This window comes from Nocardia nepalensis, from assembly GCF_048910785.1.
Classification (GTDB): Bacteria; Actinomycetota; Actinomycetes; order Mycobacteriales; family Mycobacteriaceae; genus Nocardia; species Nocardia nepalensis.
Window position 1 is genome coordinate 87089 of the sequence record NZ_JBKBET010000040.1, and the last position, 13586, is coordinate 100674.

Below are 13586 nucleotides of genomic sequence, written 5' to 3' on the forward strand. Positions count from 1 at the left end.
GTCTTCTGGTCCAGCGGCGGATCAATCAGTGACCAGGGCGGTCGCGGCGGTGCGGATTATCTCGGGGATTTCGACGGGCTTGCGGGTTTCGTTGTCGACGTAGACGTGGACGAAGGTGCCGGTGGCGGCCAGTTCGAGGGCGTCGCCGTCCTCGCGGAAGATGGCGAGGTCGTAGGTGATGCTGGAGCGGCCGAGGCGGGAGATGCGCAGGCCGACCTTCAGTTGGTCCGGGAAGCTGAGAGAGCCGTGGTACTGGCAGGAGGTCTGGGCGACTACGCCGAGGGCGGGCAGTTCGCGGATGTCCGTGCCGGTGGCGTGCATCAGCCAGGCATTGACCGCGGTGTCGAAGTACGAGTAGTACGTCACGTTGTTCACGTGGCCGTAGTGGTCGTTGTCGGCCCAGCGGGTCGGCATCGGCCAGAGGACTGGATACTGCTGCGTCACCCGGCCGACGATAGCTCAGCCGGGGCGGTGCCCTGCCGGTGGTCGCGTGGACTCACGCCGAAGTGGCGTTTGAATGCCGTACTCAGGGCGAACGCACTGCCGTAACCGACCTGGCGGGCGATGGATTCGATGGTGGCGTCGGATTCCTGCAGCAGATCGGCGGCCAGTGCGAGACGCCACTCGGTGAGGAACGCCATGGGCGGCTCGCCGACCAGATCGGTGAACCGGCGGGCCAGCGCGGCCCGCGAGACGCCGACCGCCTCGGCCAGGCTGGCGACCGTCCACCCGTGCGCCGGATTGTGTTGCAGCAGACGCAGGGCCTTGCCGACCAGCGGATCGCTATAGGCGTGGTACCAGGCCGGTGCGTCATTGCGCGCGAACCAGGCGCGCAGCGCACCGATCAGCACCATATCGAGCAGTCGGTCCAGCACGACGCCCTGTGCGGGCTCGTCCTTGGTGGCCTCGTCGACCAGGATGTCGAGCAGCCGGGTGTCGAAATCGCCGCGGCGCAGCACGATTACCGGCGGCAGGGCGCGCAACAGGCGCTGGCTGGCCGCACCCGCTGACTCATAGGTGCCGGTCACCATCAGCGTGGCGCCGTTCGCATCGGTCCCCCACTGACGCACGCCGAGACTCAGTGTTTCGCAAAGAATTTCACCGTCGGCCGTCTTGGTGACATTGCCGGGATCGATGAAGATCTGCGGTTCGGTGGCCGGATCGTCGGCGACCGTATACGGATCGGGACCGCGGAAGATCGCGATATCGCCCGCGCCCACCTGCCGCGGCTTGCTGTTCGCCGCATCGGTCATGATCCAGGCCGTGCCGCGGATCATCGAAACCACCGTCAGCGGCGCCTTGTCCTGGATGCGCAGTGACCATGGCGGGTCGAGTAGCGAACACATGACGAACGCACCTCGGGCGCGTGGACCTTCGAGCAGGCTGGCGAGCGCATCCACACGTCAACAGTAGACGCAGACGCATGATCACGAGCCGCTGAACTATGTTTCGTCGCGGCCAGCGCCGATGTACTGAAAACATGACAGATAGCACCTCGCACCAGCGTCTTACCCTCGTCACCGGCGGTACGGGCAAGACCGGCGGCCGTGTCGCGGCGCGGCTGCGGCAGGCCGGTCATCGGGTCCGGATCGGATCGCGCGCGGCCGAGATCCCGTTCGACTGGGCCGATCGCGGCAGCTGGACACCAGCGCTGTTCGGTGTCGACGCGGTGTATATCGCCTTCCAGCCGGATCTGGCGGTGCCGGGCGCGCCCGAAACCATTCGCGCGTTCACCGATGCGGCCAAGGCGAACGGTGTGCGCAAGCTCGTCCTGCTCTCGGGCCGTGGTGAGCCGGAGGCGGCGGAGTGCGAGCGGATAGTTCAGGGCTCGGGCCTCGACTGGACCATCGTGCGCTGCAGTTTCTTCGCCCAGAACTTCAGCGAGGGCGCGTTCCTGGAGTACATCCTCGCCGGTGCGGTGGCGCTGCCCAATGGTGATGTGCCGGAACCGTTCGTGCACGCCGACGATATCGCCGATGTCGCCGTCGCCGCGCTGACCGAGGACGGGCACCGCGGCGAAATCTACGAGCTGACCGGACCGAGGTCGTTGACATTCGCCGAGGCGGTCGCCGAGATCGCCGCAGCGACCGGGCGTGCGATCGACTTCATCCCGATCTCGCGCACCGACTTCGTTGCGGCACTGACCGAATACCAGCTCCCCGTCGATGTGGTCAGCCTGCTCGACTACCTGTTCGGCACCGTATTGGACGGTAGAAATTCCAGAACCGGGGACGGCGTATGGCGGGCGCTGCGGCGGGAACCGAAAGATTTCCGGGATTTTGCCAATGCGACGGCAGCTGCCGGAATCTGGAACATTCAGGGACCGTAAAATAGTTGAAAACTACAGAGACCACCGCGCGGGCGCCGATCTCAATGGCGAGATCCGCGGAGCCGGTCGACCGAGCCGACGATGTCCCGGACCGGCTCCCCGCGCGGTTCCCGATGACTGCGACCAGGAGTCGCGTGCTTCGGCGCGTCTTCGGATAGCCGGTTCGAGGTACCGATTGCCGCAGCGTGCGGGCTGATCAATCGGTACCGTCGAATCGGTGGCCACCACGACGATTGATCCGCAGACCCGGATAGCGCGCGCCGCGGTATTCGTCGTATTCGCACTGAACGGCTTCCTGCTGGCCATGTGGGTGGTGCACATCCCGGCCATTACCGACCGGACCGGTATCGCGCATTCCACGCTCGGCATGTTCATCCTCATGCTGGCCGGTGCGGGCATTGTCGGCATGCGCATCGCGGGCCCGCTCGCCGACCGATTCGGCAGCCGGACCATGGTCGGGGCCGCTGCGGCGATTACCGCGGTGTCGGTGCTCGGCCCCGGGTTGGCGACCGGGCCGGTCACGCTGGCGATCGCATTGGCCTGCTTCGGTTTCGGCAACGGCGCGCTCGATGTTTCGATGAATACCCAAGCGGTGCACGTCGAGCGGGCTTATGGCCGGCCGATCATGTCGGCGTTCCACGCGTTGTTCTCCGGTGGTGGATTTCTCGGCTCACTGTTGGGCGCGGCTGCTCAGGGTGCGGGTTGGGATGCGCGTTCGACGTTGTCGCTCGCGGCGGCGACCGGGTTGCTGGTGACCGCCGCACTCGTGCCGCGGTTGCTCGTCGAAACGGGATCGGCTGCGCACGAAGCGAATCCGGATGTGCCGAGCCCAGATCTGCAGAGCCGCACTCCGGATAGCGCGAGCCCGCACCGCCAGGATCACATTCCGGATCGTGGATCCGAAATGCCAAGTGAAACAACCGAATCGCACGGTGCCGAAGCCACCAGACCGATCACCGAAAGCACACAGTCGACCCCTGCGGCCGCTCCGGCGATCACGCAGAACCGCTCCGGAAAAGTCTTCGCGCTGGCCGCGATAGCATTCGCGCTCTTGCTCACCGAGGGCGTCGCCGCCGACTGGAGCGCCCTACAGGTCCGCGATCATCTCGATGTCGACGATGCCACCGCCGCACTGGCATTCGGCGCCTTCTCCTGCACCATGACCGCGGGCAGATTCGCCGCCGACCGGGTGGCCGGCGCCTTCGGCCGCGTCGCCGTCGTCCGCTACGGCACGCTGATCGCCGCATTCGGACTGGTGCTGATCATGGCCTCTGGTTGGGTACCGCTGACACTGCTCGGCTGGGCCATGTGCGGCCTCGGCCTCTCCGGCGGCATCCCGCAAATCTTCACCGCCGCAGGTAATCTCGGATCCAGCACGGCGGCGACCGATATGTCCCGAGTCTTCAGCCTCGGCTACCTCGGGCTGCTCGCGGGCCCCTCCATAATCGGCTGGATCACCACCGTCGTCCCCCTCACCACCGCCATGGTCGTCCCCCTCATCGCCGTCCTGATCTGCTGCCGCTACGCCGGTGTGGTTGCCCCACAGCAGAATTAGCGACCAAGCCGCGAGCGCCAATTCGAGATCTATTGGATGACGGCTCGCGCGAATGCCGAATCCCGGGCGAGCGTGCCGAGTTCGCGCCACTGCGGAAGGGGCAGCGTCATCGGATCGGCGGTGAGTACCTGCAAACACACGTGATCGGCACCCGCGTCCAGGTGCTGGCGAACGCGCTCGCCGATCACATCCACGTCCCCATACGCCACCACCGAATCCACCAATCGCGAACTCGGTCCGCCTACGATGTCCTCGTCGCCGAAACCCGATCGGCGCAGATTGGCCACCTGATGTGGCGCGGATTCGAGATATCCCGCGATATGGGCCCTGGCCACCTCGCGGGCCCGCGCCCGGTCGGTATCGAGGACGACGACCTGCTCGACACCGAGAAACGCCTGCGGCCCCATGATCCGCCGAGCGTCCGCGGTGTGTTCGACCGGTGCGTGAAAGGGATGCGCACCCCAGGTTCGTTCGGCGGCCAAGGCCAGCATTTTGGGTCCGAGCGCCGCGAGGACCCGTCGCGGCGCGGGGTCCGGCGTCGGCCCGTACAGCGGAACAGCGGCCATCGCATCGAGATATCCGCGCATCAACGCCAGCGGCTTGCCACCGGCTGGAACCGTGTAGCCACCGGCCGCTATGTCTCTGCCGCCGACCCGCTGGCCGCCGAGCCCGAGTACGTAGCGGCCGGGAAACGCCTCGCCGAGCGCGTGCTCAGCCGTGGCCATGGCCATCGGATCACGCAGTGCCACATTGGCAATGCCCGCGGCGACCACGATCCGCTCGGTCGCTGCGAGCAACAGCCACGCCTGCCCGACCGTATCGCGGCCGAATGCCTCACCGAACCACAGTGCGCCGTAACCCAATTCCTCTATTTCGGCGGCGGCATCGCGCACCCGCCCGACCGGTTGTCCGTCGAAGGCGAAGGTCCAGATGCCGACGCCACCGAGTTCATGCTCCACCATTCCGCGCTCCCCACTCTCTCAAACGGAGAAGTTCTCCGGTTATCCGAAGGTACGATATCGGAGAACTTCTCCGGTTAACAAGGGGTGCGTATGCGGGTCGACGCTCAGCGGAACTACGAACGCGTACTCGAGGCCGCGACGGCGGCATTCGCCCAGGACGGCCCCGAGGCCTCACTCAATGACATCGCCCGCCGCGCCGGAGTCGGTCCCGGGACTCTCTACCGGCACTTCCCCAACCGGCAAGCACTGCAGGCGGCCGTGCTACGCGAGCGGATCGAGGCGCTCTGCGGGCGTGCCGAGAAGTTGGCGGCGGCCGAGCCGATCGCGGCGCTCACCGACTGGCTGGGAGCCGTGCTCGTCCACGCCCGCACCGACCACGGCCTGGGCGGCGCGGTCCTGGCCGGACCGATCGACCTGGGTTTCGACTGTAAGCAGGCCATTCATCGAGCAGGTGCCGCCCTACTCGCCCGAGCACAACGCACCGGCAGCATCCGCGCGGATATCGCTATCGACGATGTCATCCAACTGGTCGCGGGCATTGCCCTCGCAGCACGTCATGGCGCCGACCCCGACCAACCCGCTCGCCTGCTCGGCCTCGTCATGGACGCACTGCGCTGTGCGAGCGAATAGCGCCACGCCCCAGCGGCATCGGTAAGTTCGAGAGATGTTCGACAACAACAGGCTCGAGCGCAGGATCGATCACCTCGAACGCAAGCTCGACATGATCATGAAGCACCTCGGTCTCCCCGGTCCCGAACCGGCGTCCCCCTATTACGAAATCGACGCACTCATCCGGCAGGGCAGAAAGATCCACGCCATCAAGCTCTATCGCGACCTCAACCCGGGTAGCAGCCTGAAGCAGGCCAAGGATGCGATCGAAGCGCGCGAACGGCACTTGCGATAGGGGCAAGTGCTGGATAGCGAACGGCCCCCTGTCCGTAGCGAACAGAGGGCCGTTGCTTTGAAAGTTACAGCACTGCAGCGAGTTACAGAGCCTTCAGTTCCTCGGTGACCGCGCCTACCGACTTCTTCGCATCGCCGAAGAGCATGGAGGTGTGGTCGGCGTAGAACAGCGGGTTGTCGATGCCGGCGAAGCCGGAGTTCATCGAGCGCTTCAGCACGATCACGCTCTTGGCCTGGTCGACGTTGAGCACCGGCATGCCGTAGATCGGGCTGGAGGAGTCCTCGCGGGCGGCGGGGTTGGTGACGTCGTTGGCGCCGATCACCAAAGCCACATCGGTGCGGGAGAATTCGCCGTTGATGTCGTCCATTTCCTTGAGCGCGTCATAGGAGACCTCGGCCTCGGCCAGCAGCACATTCATGTGGCCGGGCATGCGACCCGCGACGGGATGGATGGCGTATTTGACCTCGACACCCTTGGCTTCCAACAGGGAGGCCATTTCCTTGACCGCGTGCTGTGCCTGGGCCACGGCCATACCGTAACCGGGGACCACGATGACCTGGTTGGCATACGCCATCTGGATCGCGGCATCCGCGGCGCTGGTCGCCTTGGCCTGCTTCTGCTCACCACCGGAAGCGCCGGGAGCGGTTCCGCCGCCACCGAATCCACCCGCGACGATCGCCGGGATGGACCGGTTCATCGCCTTGGCGATCAGGTTGGTCAGGATGGTGCCGGACGCGCCGACGATCATGCCCGCCACGATCATGGCGGTGTTGTTCAACGCCAAACCCGCTGCGGCAGCCGACAAACCGGTCAACGCGTTCAACAGCGAAATGACCACCGGCATATCCGCGCCACCGATGGGCAGCACAACCATCAGACCGAGCACACCGGCCAACACGAGCACCGCGATCATCCAGTACTGCGGCACACCGTCATTGGTGGCACCGATACCGATCACCACCGCCGCCGCGATCGCACCGGCGAGCAGCAGCAGATTCAGCGGCTGCTGGAGTTTGCCGATCCCGATCGGACGCCCGGGCAGGATCTCCTGCAGCTTGCCGAAGGCGATCAGCGATCCCCAGAACGACACCGAACCGATGATCGCCGCGAACAGCGATCCGATCACGATGTGCACGGTGGGCTCTTCATCGAAGTGCGAAAAGCCTTGCGAGTTGATGAATTCCGACCACGCGATCAACGCGACCGTGCCACCGCCGACACCATTGAACGCGGCCACCAACTGCGGCATCGCGGTCATCTTGGTGAACTTCGCGGGCGGCACGCCGAGCGCGACACCGACGACCAGACCGGCGACGATCAGGATCCAGTTGGAGGTGTGGCGGATCGAGATCAGTGTCGCCACAACGGCGATCACCATGCCCGCCGCGGCGATCAGGTTGCCGCGCACCGCGGTCTTCGGGCCGGTCAACCCCATCAGACCGTAGATGAACATGCCGAAGGCGATGATGTAGAGCCCGTTGACCAGATAGGTCACATTGTCGAAGGTATGCATCACTGATCCGCCTTAACCGGTGCGGCTTTCTTACCCTTGAACATCCCGAGCATCCGGTCGGTCACCACGAAACCACCGATGACGTTCAGCGTTCCGAATACAACGGCGACGAACAGGATGATCTGGGTCAGGATCGAGGGATTCTCGATATTGCCAAGGGTCACCAACGCACCCAGCACGACGATGCCGTGAATTGCGTTGGTACCCGACATCAATGGCGTGTGCAGGGTGTTGGGCACCTTGGAGATCACGGCGAAACCGACGAACCCGGACAGCACCAGGATCGCGATATTCGCCAGCAGTTCGGTGTACATCAGGCATCCACCTCACGAGTAACACAGGAGTCCGCGAGCACCTGATCACCGAAGTCGGGCGCGAGCTTCCCGTCGACCAACATCAGTTCCAGCAGTGCCGCAATATTTTTCGAGTACAACTCCGAGGCATGCTCGGGCATGGTCGCGGGCAGGTTCAGCGGCGAGGCGATGGTCACCTCGTGCTTGACCACGGTCTCACCGGGTTCGGTGAGTTCGCAGTTGCCGCCGGTCTCACCGGCCAGATCCACGATCACGCTGCCGGGCTTCATGCCCTCGACCGCCGCGGCGGTGACCAGCCGCGGCGCGGGGCGCCCGGGCACCAGCGCGGTGGTGATCACCACGTCGAAGCCCTTGATCGCATCCTCCAGGGCCTGCTGCTGCTTGGCCTTCTCCTCGTCGGTGAGCTCGCGGGCGTACCCGCCCTCACCGGCGGCGTCGATACCCAGATCCAGCCACTGCGCACCCACCGACCGCACCTGATCGGCGACCTCGGGTCGCACGTCGTAACCGGTGGTCCGGCCACCGAGACGCTTGGCCGTGGCCAGTGCCTGCAGACCCGCGACACCGACGCCGAGCACCAGCACGGTCGCGGGCTTCACCGTGCCCGCCGCGGTGGTCAGCATCGGGAAGAACCGCGTCGATTCCGACGCCGCCAGCAGGACGGCCTTGTAGCCCGAAACGTTGGCTTGCGATGACAGCGCATCCATCACCTGGGCGCGCGAAATCCGCGGAATCGCCTCCACGGCGAAGGCTTGCACCCCGGCCGATTTCAGCGCGGCAATCTGGTTGTCGGCATTGCGGGGCGCGAGGAAGCCGATCAGGGTCTGTCCGCTGGCCAGCTTCGCCACCTCGGCGTCACTGGGCGGAGCCACCTTCACGACCACATCGGCCGACCACGGATCACCGATGGTCGCGCCCGCATCTGCATAGGCCGCGTCCGGAATGAGCGCGCCGAGCCCGGCACCCGCTTCGACCACCACTTCCACACCCTGCTTCAGCAGGCTGGGGATGATCTTCGGCACCAATGCGACGCGCCGCTCGCCCGCGTTTGACTCGCGAACGACTCCGACACGCGCTCCGCGCGGCGACTGCTCGCCCGCGCTCTGCGTTGTCTCCACTTGTCAGACTTCCTTCTCTGGCTGAGCTTCAAGCAACCGGTCGACGGCCGGACGATGTTACTACGGAGTAAGTTCGCCCAAATCCTCGCAACTGTACCCGGCTCGCGGTGAGCGTAGCTGAGATGACGGTCACAAGTTGCGGCCGGATTCCGCCGTTATGTCGGATTCGCGGCGTAGGAACGGACATGGTGGGCACCTCCGGCACACGCGGTTGATCAGGGCTTTATTGGTTTCGATGGTTGTCTTCGCAGGTGAGGACCACAAGAGCGAACGTAGAGGTCCATTACTAACCCTCAGGTTCGAATCCTGGTCCGTGGGACGCAATACCCGCGCGGAGTGACGTGCATCATGCCCGAGGCTGTCATCGTTGGGTCGTACGCCGTATGGTCGGCGTGTGAACGACTGCGTGTTCTGCCGCATCGCGGCGGGCGAGGCCCCGGCGACCAAGGTCTACGAGGACGACACGCTGTGCGCGTTCCTGGACATTCGTCCCATTGCCCGCGGCCACACCCTGGTCGTCCCGAAGCGGCACGCCGCCGAATTGGCGGATCTGGACGCCGAATTGGGTGCCCATATTTTCCGCGCGGGACACCGGCTGGCGCTGGCGATCCGGCGCAGCGATCTGGCCGCCGACGGCGCGAACCTGGTGCTCAATGACGGCACCGCGGCCTTCCAGACCGTCCCGCACGTCCACCTGCATGTGATCCCGCGCCGACACGGCGACAAATTGAGCTTCGCCGCCGGGCTACTGCTGCGGCGTCCGCACGATCCGCAATCCACCGCCGCCGCCATCCGGGCCGGGATATCGGCATTGGACAACGACGACGAGACGAGCACCGAGTCCCGACGACCCGGGCCTGGTCGATCAGATGAGGAAGGACCACGAGGATGACCGCCCCGACCCTGGACCGGGCCGAGCTGACCAGCCTGCTGTCGGAACAATGGGATGCGATCGCGGCGCTGGTCGCCGATCTGGACGAAGAGCGCTGGCGCGCACCGTCTCCGCTGCCGGGCTGGTCGTTGTTCGATGTGGTCGCCCATGTCGTCGGCACCGAATCGTGGCTGCTCGGCGAGCGCCCGCCCGCGCACGATCCGATCCGGCCCAAGACCGATGTCACCACGCTGCCGCATGTGCGCAACGAAACCGGTGTGCTCAACGAGATCTGGGTCGATCGGCTGCGGCCGCTGTCGGGTAGGCGGCTGCTTGCGCTGTACCGCGATGTCATCGAACGCAGGCGCGCGGCCCTGGCGAGCCTCGATGACGCGCAATGGCAGGCCGAGACCGTATCGCCGATCGGCAAGGTCAGCTACGGCCGGTTCATGCTGGTGCGGCTGTTCGACTGCTGGATGCACGAACTCGATATCGCCGACGGGCTCGGCGTTTCCGTCGATGAGGGCGGGCCGCGCGCCGAGCGGGCGTTCGCCGAACTCACCCCCTCCATCGGCCGGGCGGTGGCCAAGGGTGCGCAGGCGCCGGATGGATCCCGCATCACCTTCGAGCTGACCGGCCCATTGCCCCGGACGCTGCACGTCGCGGTGGACGGCCGGGCCAATATCGTCGAAACCCTGGACGCGCCAGCCACCGTGGTGGTCGGCATGGACTCCGGCCTGTTCGCCCGACTGCGCGGCGGACGCACTACCGCGGACGCGCACGAGGGCGAGTTCACCATCTCCGGTGACGAGGAACTCGGCAACCGCCTGGTCCGCAATCTGGCATTCACCATCTGAGCCTCGGTGCGACTGTTCCTGTCCAGCTACCGATTCGGCGCGCACTACGACCGGCTCGCCGCGCTCGTCGGCGAGCCGGGCCGAGTCGCGGTGATTCCCAACGCATGTGACGCCTGGCCTGCGGCCTGGGCGGGCGCGGTCGCCAGCGATGTGACCCCGCTGCGCAAGCTCGGCTACTCCCCCGATGTGCTGGATCTGCGCGATTTCGTCGGGCGTGCAACCGAATTGGAGGCTGCCCTGACCGAATACCCATTGGTGTGGGTGCGTGGCGGCAATACCTTCGTGCTGCGCGCCCAATTCGCCCGCAGCGGAGCCGATTTCGTACTGCCGAAACTGCTCGCCGCCGACGCGCTGGTGTACGCCGGATACAGCGCTGGCGCGTGCCTGCTCACCCCGGATCTGCACGGCCTGGAATCGAGCGATGATCCCGCCGAGGTCGCGCCCGCCTGTGGCATCGAACCAGTGTGGGACGGACTGGGTTTGGTCGATCACCGGATCGTGCCGCATCTGGAATCCGCGACCGACCCGGATGGGGCGTCCGCGTTATTGGCCGCCCGCTATCGGGCCGAGGGCATCCCACACTGGGCGCTGACCGACGATGACGTCGTCGTGGTCGACGGCGACCGAACAGAGGTGCTGCGGTAGTCAGCGAATACGCAGGCTAGGACGTGGCCTCACGGGCGAGCTCGGGTTCCGGCCGCACCGTCTCGCGACCGCGGAACACCACCCAGCGCATGGCGCTGTACATGTAGACCGCCTCGCAAGCCCCCGCGAACAGGCGCGACAGGTGGTACTCGAGGCCGAGCGCGGCCAGGCCGCTGCCGACGCCGAGGATGAAGGCGAGGTAGTTGATCACGACAACCGCCACATAGACCGCGGCTTGCCTGCCGACGGGTGCGTGCGAGTGGAAGTTGAAGCTGCGATTGAGCACGAAGCTCAGTCCGAACGCGCAGATGTAGGCCACCGTGACAGACAGCCAGACCGGCAGCCCCCACCAGCCGTGCAACGCCGTGAGCAGCGCCAGATCCACGCCGAAGGTGAATCCGTTGATCAACGCGAAGCCGAGGAGGGTCGGGGCCACGAGGCGATGCAGCCCCCAGGGCAGGCTCGCGACGACGCCCGCACACCAGCGGGTGAACCGATCCGCCGCGGAGTCCGTGCTCGTCACGCGGCCAGCGTGCCACCCGCAAGTGACTACCAAGTGATCACCGGGCAAACCGCGCCCTCGAGATCAGCCGATCCGAATGAGCGGTGAGCGGCGCTCCAGGGCCGACCAGGCGACCAGGCAGCGGTGGCGGGTGACGTCGTCGACGTCCTCCAGCAGGGCGTCCAACAGGATGCGCGGGTCGCGTTGCCACTGGTCGGACAGGGTCGCGACGGCCGTCTTGCCGAATATGCCGGAGCGATCCAGTGCCGTGATCCATTCGGTCAGGTCGCCGGCGTGAATGCGGCGCAGCGCGTCCGGATCGATGCCGCCATCGGCGAGTTCGTAGGAGAACACTGCGGCGACCAGTTCGCGGTAGTCCGGCGACTCGACGTGCATGAGGCCTCCTCGGTGCCATGCGCACCTACATTCGGGCACCCCCATCCGATAACGCGGGGTGCCTTTGCCGGAATTCTTACTGTCGAACCGGCCCGGCACCACTGGAACGCCCCACATCACGCCGGTCTCCGCGTTGTAGCAAATCTCCAGGGAGAACCGGGGCCGCGACTGTTACAGTCGACGGCCCGCCCCGGCATTCGGTCATGCCCGCCACCGGCCGTATAGCGTGAGTCGTGTGGACCTGGATGACCTGATCTCCCGCCTGCCCGACGGTGCGGTGCTCACCGACTCCGACCTGTTGGCGGGCTACCGGCAGGACTGGGCGCGTGACCCCGACGCGGGCACGCCGCTGGCGGTGGTCCGCGCGACCGCTACCAAAGATGTCGCGGCAACCCTGCGATGGGCGCACGAGCACCGGGTCGCGGTGGTGCCACGCGGAGCCGGATCCGGCCTGTCCGGTGGGGCGACGGCCGTCGACGGCGGCATCGTGCTCAGCACCGAACGCATGCGCGCGATCACCGTCGACCCGGTCACCCGCACCGCGGTGGTCCAGCCGGGCCTGCTCAACGCGGAGGTCAAACGCACGGTCGCCGAATACGGCCTGTGGTACCCGCCGGACCCGTCGTCGTTCGAGATATGTTCGATCGGCGGTAATGCCGCCACCAACGCGGGCGGCCTGTGCTGTGTGAAGTACGGCGTCACAACCGATTACGTGCTCGGCATGGAAGTGGTGCTCGCCGATGGCACGGTGGTGCGACTCGGCGGACCGCGGCTCAAGGATTCGGCCGGCCTATCGCTGACCAAGCTGTTCGTGGGCAGCGAGGGCACGCTCGGCGTCATCACCGAACTCACCCTGCGACTGCTGCCCGCGCAACCACCGCAGTCGACCGTGGTCGCGAGCTTCGCGACGCTGACCGCCGCCACCGAGGCCATCCTCGGCATTACCGGCACGCTGCGCCCCGCCATGCTCGAGTTCATGGACGCGGTGGCGATCAACGCGGTCGAGGACGAAATGCGGATGGGTCTGGATCGCGAGGCGGCGGCGCTGCTGGTCGCGCGCTCGGATGCGCCGGGCGAATTCGCCAGGCACGAGGCCGAGGTCATGGTGGGCATCTGTGAAAAGTTCGGTGCCACCGAGGTCTTCCACACCGAGGATCCGCAGGAGGGCGAGGCCTTCACCGCCGCACGACGTTTCGCCATCCCGGCGGTGGAGAAGATCGGGCCGCTGCTGCTCGAGGATGTCGGCGTGCCATTGCCGCGACTGGCCGATCTGGTCAATGGGATCGCGGCCATCGGCGCCCGCAACGAGGTGCTGGTCTCGGTGATCGCGCATGCCGGGGACGGCAATACCCACCCACTCATCGTGCACGACCCGGCCGATGCGGCGATGACCGAACGCGCACACCGCGCCTTCGGCGAGATCATGGATCTGGCCATCGAACTCGGCGGCACGATCACCGGCGAACACGGGGTCGGCCGGTTGAAGAAGGCGTGGCTGCCCGATCAGCTGGGCCCCGATGTGATGTCGCTCACCCGGCGCATCAAGGATGCGCTCGACCCGCATGGCATCCTCAACCCAGGCGCGATCCTCTAGGAACATTCCCGGCCGCGAAGGAGTTT

The 13586-nt window shown here is 66.3% G+C and carries 16 protein-coding genes; 8 read left to right on the top strand and 8 right to left on the bottom strand.

Annotation, left to right across the window (positions count from 1 at the left end; all coding sequences use genetic code 11):
• Positions 1-21: 21 nt before the first annotated feature.
• Positions 22-414: an acyl-CoA thioesterase gene (locus ACHQ4I_RS37800; protein WP_420777073.1), complete on the bottom strand. Its 393-nt coding sequence runs from the start codon at positions 412-414 to the stop codon at positions 22-24.
• 26 nt (positions 415-440) lie between these two features.
• Positions 441-1400, bottom strand: coding sequence for an AraC family transcriptional regulator (locus ACHQ4I_RS37805; protein ID WP_420776723.1), 960 nt, complete (start codon positions 1398-1400; stop codon positions 441-443).
• Positions 1401-1480: 80 nt separating this feature from the next.
• Between ACHQ4I_RS37805 and ACHQ4I_RS37810 the strand changes: the two genes are divergently transcribed.
• Positions 1481-2329 (top strand): SDR family oxidoreductase, encoded by an 849-nt coding sequence (locus ACHQ4I_RS37810; RefSeq protein ID WP_420776724.1) that lies wholly within the window; start codon positions 1481-1483, stop codon positions 2327-2329.
• A gap of 217 nt (positions 2330-2546) precedes the next feature.
• Positions 2547-3884, top strand: a complete 1338-nt coding sequence (locus ACHQ4I_RS37815) for an MFS transporter (RefSeq protein ID WP_420776725.1) — start codon at positions 2547-2549, stop codon at positions 3882-3884.
• A 29-nt stretch (positions 3885-3913) separates the two neighbouring features.
• Here the strand turns inward: ACHQ4I_RS37815 and ACHQ4I_RS37820 are convergent, their stop codons facing one another.
• Positions 3914-4846: a TIGR03620 family F420-dependent LLM class oxidoreductase gene (locus ACHQ4I_RS37820; protein ID WP_420776726.1), complete on the bottom strand. Its 933-nt coding sequence runs from the start codon at positions 4844-4846 to the stop codon at positions 3914-3916.
• Between the two features lie 90 nt (positions 4847-4936).
• On the opposite strand from ACHQ4I_RS37820, the gene ACHQ4I_RS37825 reads away from it, so the two are divergent.
• A complete protein-coding gene (locus ACHQ4I_RS37825; RefSeq protein ID WP_420776727.1) occupies positions 4937-5476 on the top strand; it encodes a TetR/AcrR family transcriptional regulator in 540 nt (179 codons plus the stop codon).
• Between the two features lie 34 nt (positions 5477-5510).
• Positions 5511-5750 (top strand): hypothetical protein, encoded by a 240-nt coding sequence (locus ACHQ4I_RS37830; RefSeq protein WP_420776728.1) that lies wholly within the window; start codon positions 5511-5513, stop codon positions 5748-5750.
• 82 nt (positions 5751-5832) lie between these two features.
• Here the strand turns inward: ACHQ4I_RS37830 and ACHQ4I_RS37835 are convergent, their stop codons facing one another.
• The 3 genes from ACHQ4I_RS37835 to ACHQ4I_RS37845 are packed head-to-tail and all read right to left on the bottom strand — an operon-like array spanning position 5833 to position 8695.
• Positions 5833-7263 (bottom strand): NAD(P)(+) transhydrogenase (Re/Si-specific) subunit beta, encoded by a 1431-nt coding sequence (locus tag ACHQ4I_RS37835; protein WP_420776729.1) that lies wholly within the window; start codon positions 7261-7263, stop codon positions 5833-5835.
• Positions 7263-7577, bottom strand: coding sequence for an NAD(P) transhydrogenase subunit alpha part 2 (locus tag ACHQ4I_RS37840; RefSeq protein WP_420776730.1), 315 nt, complete (start codon positions 7575-7577; stop codon positions 7263-7265). The genes ACHQ4I_RS37835 and ACHQ4I_RS37840 overlap by 1 nt, the downstream gene beginning before the upstream one ends.
• The gene (locus tag ACHQ4I_RS37845) at positions 7577-8695 is read right to left on the bottom strand and encodes a Re/Si-specific NAD(P)(+) transhydrogenase subunit alpha (protein WP_420776731.1); all 1119 of its coding nucleotides are present in this window, start codon (positions 8693-8695) and stop codon (positions 7577-7579) included. Before ACHQ4I_RS37845 ends, ACHQ4I_RS37840 begins: the two co-directional genes overlap by 1 nt.
• 394 nt (positions 8696-9089) lie before the next feature.
• On the opposite strand from ACHQ4I_RS37845, the gene ACHQ4I_RS37850 reads away from it, so the two are divergent.
• The 3 genes from ACHQ4I_RS37850 to ACHQ4I_RS37860 are packed head-to-tail and all read left to right on the top strand — an operon-like array spanning position 9090 to position 11068.
• Positions 9090-9587, top strand: coding sequence for an HIT family protein (locus ACHQ4I_RS37850; RefSeq protein WP_420776732.1), 498 nt, complete (start codon positions 9090-9092; stop codon positions 9585-9587).
• Entirely contained in the window at positions 9584-10423 is an 840-nt protein-coding gene (locus ACHQ4I_RS37855) for a maleylpyruvate isomerase family mycothiol-dependent enzyme (RefSeq protein WP_420776733.1), read from the top strand. The genes ACHQ4I_RS37850 and ACHQ4I_RS37855 overlap by 4 nt, the downstream gene beginning before the upstream one ends.
• A 6-nt stretch (positions 10424-10429) precedes the next feature.
• On the top strand, positions 10430-11068 hold the full coding sequence (locus ACHQ4I_RS37860; RefSeq protein WP_420776734.1) for a Type 1 glutamine amidotransferase-like domain-containing protein: 639 nt from the start codon (positions 10430-10432) through the stop codon (positions 11066-11068).
• Between the two features lie 16 nt (positions 11069-11084).
• Here the strand turns inward: ACHQ4I_RS37860 and ACHQ4I_RS37865 are convergent, their stop codons facing one another.
• Together ACHQ4I_RS37865 and ACHQ4I_RS37870 are read right to left on the bottom strand one after the other, a co-directional pair.
• Entirely contained in the window at positions 11085-11591 is a 507-nt protein-coding gene (locus ACHQ4I_RS37865; RefSeq protein ID WP_420776735.1) for a GtrA family protein, read from the bottom strand.
• Positions 11592-11654: 63 nt separating this feature from the next.
• Positions 11655-11966, bottom strand: coding sequence for a hypothetical protein (locus tag ACHQ4I_RS37870; RefSeq protein ID WP_420776736.1), 312 nt, complete (start codon positions 11964-11966; stop codon positions 11655-11657).
• Between the two features lie 235 nt (positions 11967-12201).
• Between ACHQ4I_RS37870 and ACHQ4I_RS37875 the strand changes: the two genes are divergently transcribed.
• The gene (locus ACHQ4I_RS37875; protein WP_420776737.1) at positions 12202-13560 is read left to right on the top strand and encodes an FAD-binding oxidoreductase; all 1359 of its coding nucleotides are present in this window, start codon (positions 12202-12204) and stop codon (positions 13558-13560) included.
• Positions 13561-13586: the final 26 nt, after the last annotated feature.